The following is an 18,228-nucleotide window of genomic DNA, read 5'->3' as shown; positions in this document are numbered from 1 at the left end:
GTGCTGTACGGTAGAGATAAAGAACCGCCATTCGCTATAAGCAATATATTACAATAAGGCTGTCTAATTTGTTTATAAAATTGTATCTGATATGTAAGATGCTTTTTGATCCAAATCAGCATCGATGTAGCATGTCGTTGCAAGTTAATGTAAGCCCTAATACTAGTTGGTAAATTTGCCACTTTTATGACCGTATGTATACGAAATTTAAGAGCTAATGGCACGTTAGGAGAAAAGAAAATAAATGCAACGGGTATTTCTTATTTTTGTTACTTAAAGTCTGGCAATGGATTTGCCACCAGTTTGACACAACCAATATCTTCAATGCGTGCTGTTTTTACCTTCTCATATGCAATCAACTCGCGTAACATTTTTGGTTATTTGCTAAGGACGGTATGGTAACTGCAAAGTGCCTTTCTTCATCATTACCAGAAAAGTAAAATAACATATTTTATGATTAAAAATCATGCAGTTATTTTTCTTCTTGCGTGATGTAGAAATGGCATGCAAAATTAAAATAATATTAACTAAATAAAGATCAAATAAATAATTGAAGCTGATGAAATGGAGTACAGTTCTCCCTGTCGTGTTTGCTCTTTTTGCCTCTGTTAGAGCAATGGCAGATGTGTCTGTTGATCTACAACAACGCCTTAATAAGGTGCGCAGTTTCTATGCTAGCTTTACGCAAAAAGTTACCGACAGTAGCGGCTCTAATTTACAGGAAGGAGAAGGGGAATTGTGGGTAAAACGCCCTAATTTATTTAACTGGCATCTAATGACACCTGACGAAAGTGTGATCATCTCCGACGGTAAGAATCTCTGGTTTTATAATCCATTTGTGGAACAGGTAAGTGTCAGCTTATTGCAAAGTACTACGAATAGTACGCCATTTCTGCTGGTTATGCACAACGAGCAGAGTGAATGGCAGCAATACAATATTAAACAGCATGGTGATTCCTTTGAGCTAACGCCAAAGAACAGCGACGGCAACATGAAACGATTCACTATTTCCGTTACTTCTGCCGGTATCATCAATCATTTTAGCGCTACTGAGCATAATGGACAGTACACTGATTATCATCTTAAAAATCAAAAAAATATTATAATCAGTTCCGATAAGTTTACTTTTACGCCACCTAAAAATGTTACGATAGACGATCAGCGTCAGTGACGTCCATACTTTATGGACATCACTCTTATTTTTTAATAATTAAATCTCCTAGAGCATGTGTGTTTTCTGAAATACTTAAGAAGTATATCGGGCAAAGCAGAATTAGAATTCTGTATTTACCGGCATGTTAGTCAACATCTGTAACACACACTCTTGCATTTGGACATCTGCACTTAATTCTTTTTTTATGAACTCAAATTTGACACTGATAAAATTATGTGAAGGAAGTTGCTATACACTGTTTCTATACACTATAGTAATCTATTTTTTGGAGTGTTTGTCAGACTTGACTTTATATATTAAAAAGATTCTGAGTTGCCGTTTATAACGTGGTCCGTGGCCAAGTATTTAATGCACTGTGTACAGTAAGTACACGCAATTCCTTTTTTTTACGAGATGCACTAGAGCATCTACGCAATACTCCTATTCACCCGACGAAATATATATGCCTAAGTTAAGGAGAAGAGTAATAATGCGCTTCACTATGAAAATAGTGAATTGGATTCACAGAATCAAAATAGCTGAAAATGCTACTGCCGATAGCGACAGTACGGTAAGGTGAGTAACGATTGCAATTCATTCCATTAGGAATGGACACCACCTGTTTTATCAATTTTTTATTTCACAGGATAAGCATGCTTGATCCCAATCTGCTACGTGATAAACCCGACGCAGTTGCACAAAAACTGGCACGCCGAGGCTTTAAACTAGATATAGAAACATTTCGCTCCCTTGAAGAGCATCGTAAAGTCTTACAGATCGAGACAGAAAAGCTGCAGGCAGAACGTAACTCCCAATCCAAATCCATCGGTCAAGCCAAAGTACGTGGGGAAAATATTGAGCCAATGTGTCAGGTAGTCAATGTTCTAGTCAAACGCTTAAATGTCGCTAAAGCAGAATTAGATGCCCTTCAAAAAAAAATTCGTGACTTCGTGTTAGAACTACCAAACATGCCAGCGGATGAGGTCCCACTAGGCAAAGACAATAGAGAAAACCAGGAAATTAGCCGCTGGGGAGAACCGTGTCAGTTTGATTTTCAAGTAAAAGATCATGTGGAGCTAGGCGAGTTAGTAAAAGGTCTCGATTTCTCTTCTGCGGTTAAGATCGCCGGTTCACGTTTTGTTGTTATGCAAGGACAAATCGCGCGGTTGCATCGTGCTTTGAGCCAGTTTATGATTGATTTGCACACTGAACAGCATGGCTATTTAGAAACCTATGTGCCTTATCTAGTCAATTATACCACATTATACGGTACAGGCCAGCTACCTAAGTTCTCTGAGGACCTTTTCCATACGAGACCTCTGGAAGATGAGTTAGAGAGCAGAGATTATGCGCTAATTCCGACGGCGGAGGTCCCTTTAACCAATTTAGTACGTGATGAGATCGTAGAAGAGGGGAGCTTACCAATTAAATTGACCGCACATACACCTTGCTTTCGCTCTGAAGCAGGTTCTTATGGTCGAGATACGCGTGGATTGATCCGTATGCATCAATTTGATAAGGTGGAGATGGTGCAGATCGTTGCCCCAGAAAACTCCACGGAAGCACTGGAAGAGTTAATAACTCATGCAGGAAAAGTACTACAGTTGCTCAATCTACCATACCGTAAAATGCTACTTTGCACAGGCGATATGGGTTTTAGTTCAACAAAAACCTATGATCTAGAGGTCTGGCTACCTGCTCAGAACACCTATCGTGAAATTTCATCTTGCTCAAATATGTGGGACTTTCAAGCACGGCGCATGAAAGTACGCTGTCGGAGCAAAACCGATAAGAAGCCTCGTTTAGTGCATACTCTTAATGGTTCTGGCTTAGCTGTAGGTCGTACACTAGCAGCTGTATTAGAAAATTATCAGCAGGCCGATGGTAGGATTCTAGTACCGAAAGTTTTGCTTCCCTACATGAAGGGCCTTAAGTTTATTGGCTGAATAAGAAGGTACGAGTACATTAGGATAAGTTCGATTTAATCATTGCCACGGTAATACTACAGAAAAATAGTACTAACGTTATTCATGCTATATTATTTTATATGAGCACGCTACCTTAAAAAGAAAACTTATCCTTTAAAAAAAGGAGTTTAGCTACTTATTTTCATAATGAACAGCGCCTGAGAAGTGAGAGTGAAAATCTCTATCGAAGGTTACAAGACACATTATAAAAGAGTTTGCCGCTTAGTTACTACTGAAGAAGGATTTCTCCATTGCTAGCAACTGGCGTATGTTTATGGAGCAGTATTCATTCGTGTGTCTCGACGAAACCACTAAACAGTTGAGTTAAACTCCATTCTCAATCTTTCAGATTGATTCTAGATTAAGATAACTGGCTAGTTAGAGAGTCAGAGACTTGGAATTGATAAAATGCTTTTTGTAGTGAGTGCATGAGGGAGAGTATTTCCTCATTAAAAATTCGTAGTGTAAATACGTTAATTTAATGTCATTCAGATTACTGTCCTAAAAAAGTTTTGGAATGATATGCTCAAATATCAGCCTCTAAAATCATCGGAGATGCATAAAAATTATAGTAATTTTTGAAGCCGGTGAAGCAGAGCATGAGATAATTATCTTGCGATAAGAGGAATTATGCATGACTTGCCCTTTTCCATATGAAGAACGGCAAAAATTTTCCCCCACTGTTCATAACATCCGTGCGGTAATAAAGACTTTTTTTATAAAAAAACACATAAAATATATGTGTATATGTAATTAAGTTGGTTATGTGCGACCTATTCGGAGTGTGAGGCCTTGCAAATTTATCATTGTATTCGCTATTAGGCAGTGATAAACCCGGTAAGTAATTCATATTTGTTCTAAATAACCGTGGTGAAGGGAAATGATGCAGATTCATAATTTTAGTTCTGGTCCAGCAATGTTACCAGTTGAAGTACTCCGTCGTGCAGAACAAGAACTAACAAACTGGCAAGGTTTAGGGACCTCCATTATGGAAATCAGCCATCGTAGCAAAGAGTTTGTTAAAGTAGCTGAAGAGGCGATTCAGGATTTTCGCGATCTTCTTAAAATTCCTGCAAACTATAAAGTTTTGTTCTGTCATGGTGGAGCCCGTGCACAATTTGCGGCCGTACCAGGGAATCTGCTGGGAGAGGTCATAAAGGCAGACTACGTAGACGGCGGATACTGGTCATACAGTGCTATTCAAGAAGCTAAAAAATATTGTACCCCCAACACGGTAGATGTCAAAATAACCTATGATGGTAAAAATGCCATACTACCGATGAATAAGTGGAAACTAAGTAGCGACGCTGCTTATGTGCACTACTGTCCTAATGAAACTATTGATGGCATCGCCATTGAAGAACAGCCAGATTTTGGTGATAAGATCGTCGTCGCAGACTTTTCATCTACCATTCTCTCTCGTCCTCTCGACATCAACCGCTATGGTGTGATATATGCCGGTGCACAGAAGAACATCGGACCATCAGGATTGACAGTTGTTATTGTACGTGATGATCTATTAAGTAAATCCCGACATTATATGCCTTCTATCTTGGATTACCGTGTACTAGCAGAGCACAACTCTATGTTTAACACTCCTCCTACTTTTGCCTGGTACCTTTCTGGTTTAGTTTTCAAATGGCTAAAAGAGAAGGGCGGTGTAAGTGAAATCAATAAAGTAAACCAAATAAAAGCAAATCTGCTCTATAGCCTAATAGATAAAAATGATTTTTATCGTAATAATGTCTATGAGGAGAATAGGTCACGTATGAACGTACCTTTTCAGCTAATTGATTCCTCGATGGATAAGCTTTTCTTAGAAGAATCTTTCAACGCTGGGCTGCATGCGCTTAAAGGCCATCGTATAGTGGGCGGAATGCGGGCATCGATCTACAATGCGATGCCCCTGGAAAGCGTAACAGTGCTAACCGATTTTATGGCTGATTTTGCACGTCGCCACGGTTAAGTTTTAGTTTTATTACGACGCTTCGCTGACTGTACACCCTACCCGTACCACGGCTACGAAGTTTTATACTTGCTTGGAGATTTAGTTGCACATGCATGAGTCCCTGACTTTACAACCGATTGTACGTGTTAACGGCATCGTTAACTTACCAGGTTCAAAAAGTGTTTCTAACCGTGCATTGCTGCTGGCTGCACTGGCAAGAGGTACCACACGTCTGAGAAATCTACTGGATAGCGATGATGTCAAGTACATGCTAGTCTCCCTAAAGACATTAGGTGTAGATTTCACTCTTTCCTCTGAACATACCGTGTGTGAAGTAGTAGGACAGGCGGGCCCTCTTAGCACTTCTCAGCCACTGGAACTCTTTCTTGGCAACGCCGGTACGGCAATGCGGCCGCTGGCAGCAGCATTATGTCTGGGTGTTCAAAATATCGTGCTAACTGGCGAGCCGCGAATGAAAGAGCGTCCGATAGAACATCTAGTAGATGCACTTCACCAGTGCGGTGCACAGATTGATTATCTAGAAAAAATTGGTTATCCGCCGCTGCATCTGAGAGGAGGCTTCACCGGCGGTACAATCAGCCTTGATGGCAGAATTTCTAGCCAATTCCTTACCGCATTATTAATGGCAGCACCGCTTGCAGCACGCGATACCTCTATCACAATTAAAGGCAAGCTGGTATCGAAACCTTACATTGATATTACTCTGCATTTAATGCGTTGCTTTGGAGTTGAAATTACGAATCAGCATTATCGTAACTTTGTTATCAAAGGGGGACAGCAATATCAGTCGCCAGGAGACTATTGGGTGGAGGGAGACGCTTCTTCGGCCTCTTATTTTTTAGCAGCCGCTGCGATCAAGGGTGGAACAGTACGCGTTACAGGCATTGGCCGTAATAGCATACAGGGAGATGTTCTTTTTGCTAACGTGCTTGAGAAAATGGGTGCGACTATTGAGTGGGGTAACAACTATATTTCTTGTAGTGCAGGAGCACTCAACGCTATTACCATGGATATGAATCATATTCCAGATGCTGCCATGACTATTGCAACTGCAGCCTTATTTGCTAAAGGTACGACACTGATAAATAATATTTATAACTGGCGTGTTAAAGAGACTGATCGTCTAGCAGCAATGGCGACTGAGTTGCGTAAGGTCGGAGCAGATGTGGAAGAAGGCTATGATTTTATCCGTATCACTCCACCAAAGAAATTATCTCATGCAGAGATTAGTACTTACAACGATCACCGGATAGCGATGTGCTTCTCGCTAGTTGCATTATCTGAGACACCTGTAACCATCCTTGATTACAAGTGTATTAATAAAACTTTCCCTAACTATTTCCAACAATTGGCGAAAATCAGCCAAAACGCTTGATTACCGTTCTCCTTGCTGGGAAATAGGCTTTCCCAGTATTCTATTATTTTTGACATTATTAACCAAGATTTACTTTAAATATGTTGAAATTTTCAGTGTGGTCTACATATACAATATAATGTTTCCTATATCTTGCAGAGAGAGTATAAGGAGCCTAGTTGAATAGCTTGAAAGCTGAACTGTGTCTCGCAGTAACAGGAGATAACAATGACGACAACTGCCCCGGTTATAACCATAGATGGACCTAGCGGAGCAGGCAAAAGTACGCTCTGTAAAGTAATGGCTGAAGTATTACAGTGGCATTTGCTTGATTCAGGTGCTATTTATCGTGCATTGGCGCTAGCTGTATTGCACCATCAAGTAGATATTGAATCTGAAGGGGAGTTAGTGCCGTTAGCCGCCCAACTGGATGTCCGTTTTTTTTCGCGCAATAGCAAAATGCAGGTTATTTTGGAAGGTAAAGAGGTAACGGGCGAAATTCGTACTCAGGAAGTGAGTAACGTTGCATCACGCATCGCTGCTTTCCCTCGTGTACGTGAGGAGCTATTACGTCGTCAACGCGCATTTCGCAATGAACCTGGCTTAATCGCCGATGGCCGTGATATGGGAACAGTGGTTTTTCCCGATGCGTTGGTCAAAATTTTCCTGGATGCTAGTCCTGAGGAACGCGCGCATCGTCGGATGCTACAGTTGCAAGAGAGCGGCTTTAATGTTATGTTTAATGAGCTTGTAGTTGATATAAGAGCGCGCGATGATCGCGATCGTACTCGTGCGATCGCGCCTTTAGTGTCTGCTTCCGATGCGCTGATGCTTGATTCTACACATTTATCCATCAAGCAAATTATTGAAAAGGCATTAATATATACACGTTTACAGCTTGGTGTTTAATCTTTTTACTGAAACCCTGTGCCAGGGAAAGTGCGTAGGGCATGTGAAACAACCCCATTCGACACTGATGTTAGATGGACGTTAAATTGAAGAATCCAAAGATTATCAATATGACTGAATCTTTTGCTCGACTCTTTGAAGAGTCCCTGAAAGAAATCGAGACACGACCAGGCTCTATTGTTCGTGGCATTGTTGTTGCTATTGACAAAGATGTCGTTTTAGTTGATGCAGGTTTGAAATCTGAATCTGCTATTCCCGTAGAGCAATTTAAGAACGCAGCTGGCGAATTAGAACTTCAGGTTGGTGACGAAGTTGACGTTGCCTTAGATGCAGTGGAAGACGGCTTCGGTGAAACTCTGCTGTCCCGTGAGAAAGCTAAACGTCACGAAGCGTGGATTAAGCTGGAAAAAGCTTACGAAGATGCTGAAACTGTTACCGGTGTTATCAACGGTAAAGTTAAAGGTGGCTTTACAGTTGAACTGAACGGTATTCGTGCTTTTTTACCAGGTTCACTAGTGGATGTACGCCCCGTTCGTGACACTCTGCACTTAGAAGGAAAAGAGCTTGAATTTAAAGTAATTAAGCTCGATCAGAAGCGTAACAACGTTGTGGTTTCACGCAGGGCTGTAATCGAATCTGAGAATAGCGCTGAACGCGATCATCTACTGGAAAATTTACAGGAAGGCATAGAAGTTAAAGGTATTGTTAAGAATCTCACTGATTATGGCGCATTTGTTGATCTGGGCGGTGTTGACGGTCTGCTACATATTACTGATATGGCATGGAAACGCGTTAAGCATCCGAATGAAATTGTCAATGTAGGCGACGAAATTACTATTAAGGTGTTGAAATTCGACCGCGAGCGCACTCGTGTATCTCTAGGCCTGAAACAGCTCGGCGAAGATCCGTGGGTAGCTATTGCTAAGCGGTACCCAGAAGGTGTTCGTTTAGTCGGGCGTGTTACTAATTTGACTGATTATGGGTGCTTTGTTGAGATAGAAGAAGGTGTTGAAGGTCTGGTACATGTTTCTGAAATGGACTGGACTAACAAAAATATCCACCCTTCTAAAGTTGTTAATGTGGGCGACGTCGTTGAAGTTATGGTATTAGACATCGACGAAGAGCGTCGTCGTATTTCCTTGGGTCTGAAACAGTGTAAAGCCAATCCGTGGCAGCAATTCGCTGAGAACCGTAATAAAGGAGATCGTGTTGAAGGTAAAATCAAGTCAATTACTGATTTTGGTATCTTCATAGGCCTGGACGGAGGAATCGATGGTCTAGTTCACCTATCTGACATTTCCTGGAACGCAACAGGTGAGGAAGCAGTTCGTGAGTACAAGAAAGGCGACGAAATTGTTGCTGTAGTACTACAAGTGGATGCGGAACGTGAACGTATCTCTCTAGGAGTAAAACAGTTATCTGAAGATCCATTCAGCAATTACATTACCTTGAACAAGAAGGGTGCCATTGTTAATGGTAAAGTCACGGCTGTTGATATTAAAGGTGCTACTATCAAGCTGGCAGATGGTGTTGAAGGTTATTTACGCGCTTCTGAAGCTTCACGTGAACGTGTTGAAGATGCAACTCTGGTTCTAAATATTGGCGACGCTATTGAAGCCAAATTTACTGGAGTCGATCGTAAAAATCGCGTTGTTAGCCTCTCTGTCCGTGCAAAAGACGAAGCTGACGAAAAAGATGCTATCGCGACCGTTAATAAACAAGAAGAAAGCAACTTCTCAAATGCTATGGCTGAAGCGTTCAAAGCAGCTAAATGTGAGTGATCTACCTTAAGAGAATAAATAGGTGCTGGGCAGGGTAAAATCTGTCCGGTTATGCTAGCAGGCTGTCGTACCTTTCCCACAATGATTAACCGGAGGTTATATGACCAAATCAGAACTGATTGAAAAACTTGCTAGCCAGCAAACTCATATTATGGCGAAGATCGTTGAGGATGCTGTAAAAGAGATGCTTGAGCACATGACCATAACCCTGGCCCAGGGAGAACGAATTGAAATTAGGGGATTCGGCAGTTTTTCTTTACATTACCGTGCACCTCGTACGGGTCGGAACCCGAAAACAGGCGAAAAAGTGTCACTAGAAGGTAAATACGTTCCTCATTTTAAGCCAGGTAAAGAGTTACGTGATCGTGCGAATATTTACTCCTAAAACGCACTTAACATAAAATATAAACAATGCGAAGTCTTATTAAACTAGTTTTTTACCCGCGATCTTTTTATGAACCAGTCCTATATTTTGTTAAATCCACTAATATTTCTTTTCTGGACTGAGGGCTGTCTATATATAAGAAATATTTTCCTGCTCTTTCTTTTGTTTTATATCATAATAACATATATAACAGGATGTTAATCCTTTCATCGTTAGGATTATCTATTCTTGCTGAGTCCCCACTGCGCTTCCTTTACCGATTATCTTCTTTCATCGGTAGTACAAAAATTTAGCCAGCTGGCCGCTAGTACTGTATGTATAGATAGCTCTACTCTGTCTCTAGGATAGCTAGCTATTCGTACGCAGTATTCACTAACGCTAATTTGGATTTAAAAAATATTCAAGTTCTAGTTTTACCTCAGCGTGATATCGCAAAATCCAGTTAGAGAAGTATCAGTATTGCCTGGGCAAAAATACATGGCTCTGAACTAAGAGAGTAAATGTGGCACCATTGATATCATCAGCAGTTTGGCGTAAAACTCGGATTTAGGTAGAATGAGCAGCTATTGTAAATAGCGTGAATAAATAATGCATCAAGATAAAGATTTATCAACGTGGCAGACATTTCGTCGACTTAGGCCGATGATTACTCCTTACAGAGTAGGCTTATTTGTATCATCTGTGGCTTTGATTTTAAACGCCGCTGGTGACGCTCTTATGCTCTCTCTATTGAAACCTTTACTGGATGATGGTTTTGGAAAGGCAAATAAATCAGTACTAGTATGGATGCCTCTGGCCGTTACTAGTTTGATATTGGTTCGTGGTGTTACCAGCTATATTTCTAGCTACTGCATTTCATGGGTATCTAGTAACGTAGTAATGGATATGCGTCGCCGCCTATTTAGTCATATGATGGGGATGCCAGTTGCTTTTTTCGATCAACAGTCAACAGGTACACTATTGTCGCGTATTACCTACGACTCTGAGCAAGTTGCATCTTCTTCATCCAGCGCTTTGGTTACAGTAGTGCGCGAAAGTGCCTCAATTGTCGGCCTATTTCTTATGATGATTTATTATAGCTGGCAGCTATCTTTAATACTTATTATCTTGGCTCCCATCGTTTCGCTTGCTATGCGTTCCGTTTCTAAACGTTTCCGTAATATCAGTAAAACTATGCAAAACACCATGGGACAAGTAACCACTAGCGCGGAGCAAATGCTAAAAGGGCACAAAGAAGTGCTGATCTTCGGAGGTCAGGAAGTTGAATCTGAGCGATTTGCCCGTGTCAGTAATCGAATAAGACAGCAAAGTATGAAGCTAGTATCGGCATCATCAATTTCAGATCCAGTAATTCAACTAATTGCTTCGCTGGCACTAGCATTCGTTCTTTATGCTGCTGGTCTTCCTACTGTTATGGAAACTCTTACCGCAGGAACTATTACTGTTGTTTTTTCATCGATGATTGCGCTAATGCGACCTTTAAAATCTCTGACTAACGTTAATGCACAGTTCCAGCGGGGCATGGCAGCATGTCAGACTCTTTTTTCTATTCTGGATAGTGAGCAAGAAAAAGACAATGGTGAACGCGAAATTACTAGGGTTAGAGGTGAAGTTGAATTTCGCAATGTTACTTTTACCTATCCAGGACGTAATATACCTGCACTAAATAATATTAACTTGTTATTACCAGAAGGGAAAACAATCGCGCTAGTAGGACGTTCTGGTTCAGGAAAATCAACGCTTGTTAGTCTGCTCACTCGTTTTTATGATATTCAGCAAGGCGAAATTCTGTTAGATGGTTATGATCTGCGTGAATATAGGCTTCGTTCGTTGCGTAACCAAGTGGCATTAGTGTCTCAACATGTGCATCTTTTCAATGATACTATCGCTAATAATATAGCCTACGCGCGTAATGAGCAATACAGCCGTGAAGAAATTGAGAAGGCTGCAACCATGGCGCATGCCATGGACTTTATTAACAAAATGGATCGCGGCCTAGATACAGTAATTGGAGAAAATGGCGTGCTGCTCTCAGGTGGTCAGCGTCAACGTATTGCCATCGCACGCGCCTTGTTACGAGACTGTCCGATTCTTATCCTTGACGAAGCGACGTCCGCATTAGATACAGAATCTGAGCGTGCAATTCAATCGGCGCTGGACGCATTGCAGAAAAACCGCACCTCACTGGTGATAGCTCACCGCCTTTCAACCATTGAAAAAGCAAATGAAGTTGTGGTGGTAGAAGATGGCCACATTGTTGAACGCGGTACATACGCTGTACTGCTTGCTCAGCAGGGCGTGCTACATAAAATGCAGTTCGGGCAATGATGATCGAGCGGATGATAGAGAGAATTTGGAGTGGGCGTTCTGTACTATGGCTACTCTTGTGGCCACTAAGCATTCTCTATGGTACAGTCTCCACTCTGATTCGACTTATTTATCAACATGGATGGCAAAAAAGTTGGCGCGCTCCGGTACCCGTTATCGTGGTAGGTAATATTACCACTGGTGGTAATGGCAAGACACCAGTAGTTATTTGGCTAGTACAGCAGCTTCATCGTCGTGGCTTAAAGGTAGGAGTGGTTTCACGCGGCTATGGCGGTAAATCAGAACACTATCCGCTACTAGTGAGTACAAAAACTCTAACAGAGCAGGTTGGTGACGAGCCAATCCTCATATCCCAGCGTACTGGTGCACCAGTAGCGGTGGCACCGAAACGCTGTGATGCTGTTGAGTTGCTTTTATCTAGCCAGGAGATTGATATTATCGTTACTGACGACGGTCTCCAGCATTATGCGCTCCAACGCGATCGGGAAATTGTTGTGGTAGATGGGTTACGTCGTTTTGGTAATGGCTGGTGGCTGCCAGCTGGTCCCATGCGCGAGCGCGCGTCGCGGTTGCATCAAGTTGATGCCGTTATCGTGAATGGTGGTATTACAGCAAATGGGGAAATTGCCATGAGTCTGCGACCCAGTGCTGCAATTAACCTACAAACATATCAGACTGCGCCCCTTTCCACCTTAAAAAGAGTGGTCGCGATAGCAGGCATTGGCTATCCACCACACTTCTTTAATATGCTTAAACAACATGGTGTTATACCAGTAGCAGAAATTGCTTTTGCTGATCATCATATCTATAATGAGCATGAACTAATAAGTTTACTGTCTGAAGAACAGATTTTATTGATGACTGAAAAGGATGCTGTTAAATGTCGTCATTTTCCCCAGCATAACTGGTGGTATGTGCCGATTGATGCTGAGTTAATTGGCAGCGTAGTTGGTAGGTTGCTAGATGACATAGAAAGCTTGGCGCGTCGCAATATTGTAGCTAAACTAACTAAATTGACAAAAAGTACGGTAAGGAAATGAAACCGACGCTTTATCCTCAACAGGCAAGCTGACAAGCTGAGAGGTATGTTTCCTTCATACTATATATCGTCTACTTTTAGGACTTGTAGAACAGTAGTCTGTTGTTTGGTTTCATGCTCTTCTTTGAATATAGGCTAGAATTTTTTTAGCTTGATTACTAATTTTTACGGTCTTCATTGCATGCTATTATGTAATAGGTCCATTATGGAGGATATATGGATCACCGGTTACTTGAAATCGTTGCCTGCCCGGTATGCAATGGCAAGCTTTATTACAATAACGTACATCAGGAGATGATCTGTAAACCTGATAGGCTTGCATTTCCAGTGCGTGAAGGTATACCGGTACTTCTGGAAACCGAAGCGCGTATGCTATCTATTGAAGAAATCCATCCATGAATTTTACAGTAATTATTCCTGCGCGCTATGCTTCAACGCGCTTACCCGGCAAACCGTTGGTCGATTTTGCCGGAAAGCCGATGGTTATCCATGTGATGGAGCGTACACGTGAATCAGGTGCTAATCGTGTTATCGTAGCCACGGATCACCTTGACGTGAAAGCAGCGGTAGAAGAGGCAGGTGGTGAAGTCTGTATGACATGTGCCAACCATCAGTCAGGCACTGATCGGCTAGCTGAGGTAATCAAAATTTGCCGGTTCGCCGATGATGAAATCATTGTTAATGTGCAGGGTGACGAACCATTGATACAATCAAAAATTGTGTATCGGGTGGCGGAAAATCTTGAGAGTACACAAGCAGGAATGACTACACTAGCAGCGCCTATTCATGATTTGGAAGAGGTATTTGATCAGAACACAGTGAAAGTAGTGATAGATGCACAAGGTTATGCGCTTTATTTTTCTCGCGCCACTATCCCTTGGGATCGTGATCTCTACGCAACTTCTAATAAAATAATCGGACGTGGATTACTGCGCCATATCGGTATTTACTCCTATTATGCCGGTTTTATTCGTCGTTATGTTTCTTGGGAACCATGTCCTTTGGAGCGTATCGAACTTTTAGAGCAGCTTCGTGTACTCTGGTACGGCGAAAAAATATATGTTGATACAGTGGAAACAGTGCCTAGTATAGGTATAGATACACCTGAAGATCTGGCGCGCGTTCGTGCTTTGCTACAGTGCTAAAATTTTCTAAGGATCTTCCATAATCTTGGTATTTTTATCAATTGGCGTTCCCCTATTTTTACACGCTGCGTTATCCGTTATCTAATATAGAGTGATTATTCTTTAGGAAAGAATATTTAATTTGAAATTATAATTGGCGCTAAGTTGTTTAGAACGGGTTATCTCTGACAACTTAAAATCATCAGTCAATAGTTATGAAATTTTCATATATATTTTACGACACCCTCTCTGATGTGATTCTTGTAAAGAAAATATTCCTCCTCTTAAACACTATAATACTGTACAACAATAAAAAATTAATGCGTTGCTGGAGGATAGATATATGTATGTTTTTTCAATGTCTTGTAATTTTGTAATATACCAGAAATACAGGGCATGCAATTTTGCTCATGATCTATTTCAATAAGGCCTCCGCCGAGGCCGTAATATATAACCAGACGTTTTGGTGGTAGTATCCTTGAGAAGGAAGTGAGGGTGAATAACCTATTCACGCACATAGCGATTATCTGCAATACTCTCCGCAATAATGCCCCTATTTGAAGATTGTTTCTCGGAACAGCGATCTCTAACAGTTATTGGAAATGTATTGAATGATGGTATACAACTGCATATTTAGCTAATCGTAATTTTAGTTACTCAAATTTTCCGTTTCTGGATGAAGAGTGTGTCTTTTTAATGAGGTTTTATAACCAAGCTATTGACGCTCTGAAGGTTTTTTGAGGAGTTTCTCTATAAAAATACTAATGCGTAAATATGTTAATGTTGTCTGTATATACTGTTTTCCTACAGACTAGGAACTTACTTATAGTACTACTAAAACCGTATGGAAGGGAAAAACTTGTAGGTTCAATCGAATCAATATTTACCATATTCGTATCGAGTAACCTGATAACGAATTTTGCACTGTAAGGAAAATACCGATTTTTCTTTGTATACTTAGAAAACGAGTAGTAGCTAATTTACAGCAATCCAAGAAATTCTGAGCAGTAAAAAAATGAGGGGCAGGGATGTTGCTGAGTATTAAAAATAATAATGGTGTCTTTGTTCTACTAGCGTTAGAAATATTTTCTACGTCGCTACATTTTACGCAGGCGATGTGCGCTGAACACACCACCATATCTATCAGTGAAAGCAAGCAGCGACTGCTCCAAGAGTTTGCTGATAAAGAGCCTCCCTTCTATTTGGCATATCTTGCTTTACTTTATGCAGCACATAATATGCAGCCAATGTGGAGGGATCGGGCAGCCGTACAGCAATTTCAGCAACAGTTAGTGGAAGTAGCAATGTCTGGCGTGCAACCTCAATTCACGCGTTGGGTCGATCGCCTAATCGATCCCAACCTAAGCGATTTTGCACGTGATGTAATATTCAGTGACGCCATGCTGGGTTACCTGCAGTTTGTCTCCAGCATACCAATTCAAGGTGAACGCTGCCTTTACGGCAACGTGCCCTACAAACTGGAACAACCATCAGTAGCACTAGTAAACAAGTGGCAAAATGCGGTGCCTTCTGGTTCCTCTGTAACCTTTCTCTCCTCACTAGTACCCCAGCATCCACAGTATCCACCAATGCACGATGCTCTTAGACAGCTGCTGATTGATTCACGCCCTTGGCCAAGATTGAAAAATCATGAAACACTGCGGCCTGGTCAGATCAGCAACGACGTTCCTGCATTGCGTGAAATTTTAAGGAGAACTGGCGTGCTTTTTGCGCAAGTAGTGAGCCTTAAGCGCACAGATGATGTAGTACCACCAAAAGCTAGAATTTCCATGGACCATATTTTGCCTTTGGTAGAGTCCTCCAGTGTGGACGTCAACAATTTACTAGAGCACAGACCTTCAGCAGCAGTAAAAGATATGATGAACAGAACGGTTGGAAATAATTATAACAAAATATTGTATGACCCTAAGTTAGTAAGAGCGGTTAAACGTTTTCAGAGGTGGCAGGGCCTGGGTAGCGACGGCACTATTGGTAGACGTACCCGTGAATGGCTTAATGTTACACCACAAATGCGCGCCGCGCTATTAGCCCTAAATATTCAACGGTTGCGTCTACTTCCAGTAGATATGCATAATGGAATCATGGTGAACATCCCTAATTTCTCTTTGACCTATTACAATAATGGCATTAAAATTCTGTCGTCACGAGTAATTGTTGGTCGCCCAGACCGTAAAACTCCTCTTATGCGTAGCACTATCAACAATGTGGTGCTTAACCCTCCATGGAACGTTCCGAGGAAGCTGGTGCGTAAAGACATTCTTCCTAAACTTAAGCAGGACCCGGGGTATCTCTATAAACACGGTTATACACTATTTTCCGGTTCGCGCACTCATCCCAAGATCATTAATCCTAATATAATTGATTGGAATGTAATCTCAGCTTCTTCTTTTCCTTATCGCTTGCGTCAGGCACCAGGCAAAATGAATGCTCTGGGTCGTTATAAGTTTAATATGCCAAGCTCAGACGCTATTTATTTACATGACACGCCAAACCATGATCTTTTCCAAAATGATATTCGAGCTCTGAGTTCAGGATGTGTGCGAGTTAATAAAGCTTCAGAGTTAGCGAGTCTTCTATTGCTAGAAGTGGGCTGGGATACTTCTCGTATTTCAGATCAGTTAAAACAGGGTTCAACGCGCTATGTGCAGATTAGGCATTGTATTCCAGTCAATTTATACTATCTAACTGCTTGGGTTGCCGATGATGGCAACCCACAGTTCAGAACAGATATTTACAATTACGATAATCTTGCTCATTGCGACGTTCAACTGCTGGAGCACGTTGGTAAATTGTTACTCTAATCATTAATTTTCTAATTTTATTTTTTATGACAAGTCACTTCGATAGTTTTTCCACAAAAGAAAAGATAACCTGAGTGAGTTGTGTAAACTTCTTTACGACAGTGTGACTGTGAACCAGACAGACAGTTATGGTTTCATCTTCTATAATAGTTTTCACATGGCTTTTATCTCAGGTAAAGGTTTTTCTCATGGACTGTTTTAACTTAAAACGTCGCAAATTACTAATTGGTGGGACGGCTGCATTAAGTATGGCACTTCTACCCAATACAGCTAAAGCCTTACTTACAATCTCACATCCTCGATCCTTGACAATGAGTAATCTTCATACTGGTGAGACCCTTAGAACTGAGTTTTTTAATGGAAAACATTACGATCAAAACGAGCTAACTCGCTTAAATTACTTTTTTCGTGACTACCGCGCCAATCTAACTAAAAGCATCGATCCATCTCTGTTTGACCAGATTTATCTTCTACAAACGCTACTGGAGACACGTAAGACTATACAGCTGATATCTGGTTATCGCTCACTGGTTACCAATAATATACTACATAATAGAAGTTCCGGCGTGGCGAAACATAGCTATCATACTAAAGGACGAGCTATGGATTTTTACATTGAGGGCGTTAAGTTAAGTGACATCCGTAAGATAGCATTAAAAATGTGCGCAGGTGGTGTAGGATATTATCCTCGCAGCAACTTCGTTCATATAGATACCGGGCCGGTACGGCACTGGTAGTAATGTAGGCAATAAACTAATGAAATACCATATTATCCCTGTTACCGTGTTTACTCAAAATTGTTCCGTGATCTGGTGTGAAGCAACCTATGAGGCCGCCTTGATCGATTCCGGTGGTGATGCGGGTAAAATCATTAAGAAACTCCAGCAGCTGAATATTGTGCCCACAAAAATTTTGCTAACGCATGGCCACCTTGATCACGTAGGTGCAGTGGCGGAATTGGCTGTACACTATCAAGCATCCATCTTTGGACCACAGAAACAGGACGCATTTTTGTTAGAAGAGTTACCAATGCAAAGTCGCATGTTTGGTCTAGAGGAGTGCGTGCCCTTTACACCAGATCACTGGCTGGAAGAAGGTGACAACATTCAGGTAGGAGAGATTAAGCTTGAAATTTTACATACACCGGGCCATACACCGGGCCATATCGTATTTTTTGATCGGATGGGTCGTCTACTTATCTCTGGTGATGTCATATTCCATGGAGGAGTAGGACGCACAGATTTCCCGCGAGGGAATCATCAGGATTTAATTCTATCGATTAAAAATAAACTGCTTCCGTTAGGCGATGATGTTATATTTATTCCCGGACACGGCTCCCTATCGACATTGGGACACGAACGTACCAACAATCCTTTCCTGCAATGAAAATTGACAGT

The 18,228-nt window shown here is 41.4% G+C and carries 14 protein-coding genes; all 14 read left to right on the top strand.

What is annotated here, in order from left to right; all coding sequences use genetic code 11:
- Positions 1-559: 559 nt before the first annotated feature.
- The 14 genes from lolA (at position 560) to FD729_RS00590 (ending at position 18,217) form a co-directional block, all read left to right on the top strand.
- Complete coding sequence (gene lolA, locus FD729_RS00655; protein WP_159931374.1) at positions 560-1,171, top strand: outer membrane lipoprotein chaperone LolA; 612 nt, start codon at positions 560-562, stop codon at positions 1,169-1,171.
- A gap of 635 nt (positions 1,172-1,806) precedes the next feature.
- On the top strand, positions 1,807-3,099 hold the full coding sequence (gene serS, locus FD729_RS00650; RefSeq protein WP_159931373.1) for a serine--tRNA ligase: 1,293 nt from the start codon (positions 1,807-1,809) through the stop codon (positions 3,097-3,099).
- Between the two features lie 901 nt (positions 3,100-4,000).
- Positions 4,001-5,086: a 3-phosphoserine/phosphohydroxythreonine transaminase gene (gene serC, locus FD729_RS00645; protein WP_159931372.1), complete on the top strand. Its 1,086-nt coding sequence runs from the start codon at positions 4,001-4,003 to the stop codon at positions 5,084-5,086.
- 91 nt (positions 5,087-5,177) lie between these two features.
- Complete coding sequence (aroA, locus tag FD729_RS00640; protein WP_159931371.1) at positions 5,178-6,464, top strand: 3-phosphoshikimate 1-carboxyvinyltransferase; 1,287 nt, start codon at positions 5,178-5,180, stop codon at positions 6,462-6,464.
- 207 nt (positions 6,465-6,671) lie between these two features.
- Positions 6,672-7,352 carry a (d)CMP kinase gene (gene cmk, locus FD729_RS00635; RefSeq protein WP_159931370.1) on the top strand — a complete coding sequence of 227 codons (681 nt, stop codon included), beginning with the start codon at positions 6,672-6,674 and terminating at the stop codon, positions 7,350-7,352.
- Between the two features lie 110 nt (positions 7,353-7,462).
- A complete protein-coding gene (rpsA, locus tag FD729_RS00630; RefSeq protein ID WP_159931369.1) occupies positions 7,463-9,133 on the top strand; it encodes a 30S ribosomal protein S1 in 1,671 nt (556 codons plus the stop codon).
- A gap of 100 nt (positions 9,134-9,233) precedes the next feature.
- On the top strand, positions 9,234-9,518 hold the full coding sequence (ihfB, locus tag FD729_RS00625; protein ID WP_159931368.1) for an integration host factor subunit beta: 285 nt from the start codon (positions 9,234-9,236) through the stop codon (positions 9,516-9,518).
- Between the two features lie 588 nt (positions 9,519-10,106).
- Positions 10,107-11,846, top strand: a complete 1,740-nt coding sequence (gene msbA, locus FD729_RS00620) for a lipid A ABC transporter ATP-binding protein/permease MsbA (protein WP_159931367.1) — start codon at positions 10,107-10,109, stop codon at positions 11,844-11,846.
- A gap of 11 nt (positions 11,847-11,857) precedes the next feature.
- Positions 11,858-12,886: a tetraacyldisaccharide 4'-kinase gene (lpxK, locus tag FD729_RS00615; RefSeq protein ID WP_159931366.1), complete on the top strand. Its 1,029-nt coding sequence runs from the start codon at positions 11,858-11,860 to the stop codon at positions 12,884-12,886.
- Between the two features lie 215 nt (positions 12,887-13,101).
- The gene (locus FD729_RS00610) at positions 13,102-13,284 is read left to right on the top strand and encodes a Trm112 family protein (protein WP_159931365.1); all 183 of its coding nucleotides are present in this window, start codon (positions 13,102-13,104) and stop codon (positions 13,282-13,284) included.
- The gene (gene kdsB, locus FD729_RS00605) at positions 13,281-14,030 is read left to right on the top strand and encodes a 3-deoxy-manno-octulosonate cytidylyltransferase (protein ID WP_159931364.1); all 750 of its coding nucleotides are present in this window, start codon (positions 13,281-13,283) and stop codon (positions 14,028-14,030) included. Before FD729_RS00610 ends, kdsB begins: the two co-directional genes overlap by 4 nt.
- A 1,010-nt stretch (positions 14,031-15,040) precedes the next feature.
- Positions 15,041-16,831, top strand: coding sequence for a L,D-transpeptidase (gene ldtD, locus FD729_RS00600; RefSeq protein WP_370461856.1), 1,791 nt, complete (start codon positions 15,041-15,043; stop codon positions 16,829-16,831).
- Between the two features lie 188 nt (positions 16,832-17,019).
- On the top strand, positions 17,020-17,568 hold the full coding sequence (locus FD729_RS00595; RefSeq protein WP_159931362.1) for a YcbK family protein: 549 nt from the start codon (positions 17,020-17,022) through the stop codon (positions 17,566-17,568).
- Positions 17,569-17,587: 19 nt separating this feature from the next.
- Positions 17,588-18,217, top strand: coding sequence for an MBL fold metallo-hydrolase (locus FD729_RS00590; RefSeq protein ID WP_159931361.1), 630 nt, complete (start codon positions 17,588-17,590; stop codon positions 18,215-18,217).
- The last annotated feature ends 11 nt before the right edge of the window (positions 18,218-18,228 follow it).

It is taken from the genome of Pantoea sp. Nvir (assembly GCF_009829915.1).
In the GTDB taxonomy this organism is placed as follows: domain Bacteria; phylum Pseudomonadota; class Gammaproteobacteria; order Enterobacterales; family Enterobacteriaceae; genus Pantoea.
Note: the sequence above shows the minus strand (reverse complement) of the source record. Positions and strands in the feature narration are given on the sequence as shown.

Coding starts and splice junctions, on each gene's coding strand:
- aroA (WP_159931371.1), top strand. CDS start 5,178: ATGCATGAGTCCCTGACTTTACAACCGATTGTACGTGTTAACGGCATC.
- serC (WP_159931372.1), top strand. CDS start 4,001: ATGATGCAGATTCATAATTTTAGTTCTGGTCCAGCAATGTTACCAGTT.
- ihfB (WP_159931368.1), top strand. CDS start 9,234: ATGACCAAATCAGAACTGATTGAAAAACTTGCTAGCCAGCAAACTCAT.
- lpxK (WP_159931366.1), top strand. CDS start 11,858: ATGATAGAGAGAATTTGGAGTGGGCGTTCTGTACTATGGCTACTCTTG.
- serS (WP_159931373.1), top strand. CDS start 1,807: ATGCTTGATCCCAATCTGCTACGTGATAAACCCGACGCAGTTGCACAA.
- kdsB (WP_159931364.1), top strand. CDS start 13,281: ATGAATTTTACAGTAATTATTCCTGCGCGCTATGCTTCAACGCGCTTA.
- FD729_RS00590 (WP_159931361.1), top strand. CDS start 17,588: ATGAAATACCATATTATCCCTGTTACCGTGTTTACTCAAAATTGTTCC.
- rpsA (WP_159931369.1), top strand. CDS start 7,463: ATGACTGAATCTTTTGCTCGACTCTTTGAAGAGTCCCTGAAAGAAATC.
- FD729_RS00595 (WP_159931362.1), top strand. CDS start 17,020: ATGGACTGTTTTAACTTAAAACGTCGCAAATTACTAATTGGTGGGACG.
- msbA (WP_159931367.1), top strand. CDS start 10,107: ATGCATCAAGATAAAGATTTATCAACGTGGCAGACATTTCGTCGACTT.
- FD729_RS00610 (WP_159931365.1), top strand. CDS start 13,102: ATGGATCACCGGTTACTTGAAATCGTTGCCTGCCCGGTATGCAATGGC.
- cmk (WP_159931370.1), top strand. CDS start 6,672: ATGACGACAACTGCCCCGGTTATAACCATAGATGGACCTAGCGGAGCA.
- lolA (WP_159931374.1), top strand. CDS start 560: ATGAAATGGAGTACAGTTCTCCCTGTCGTGTTTGCTCTTTTTGCCTCT.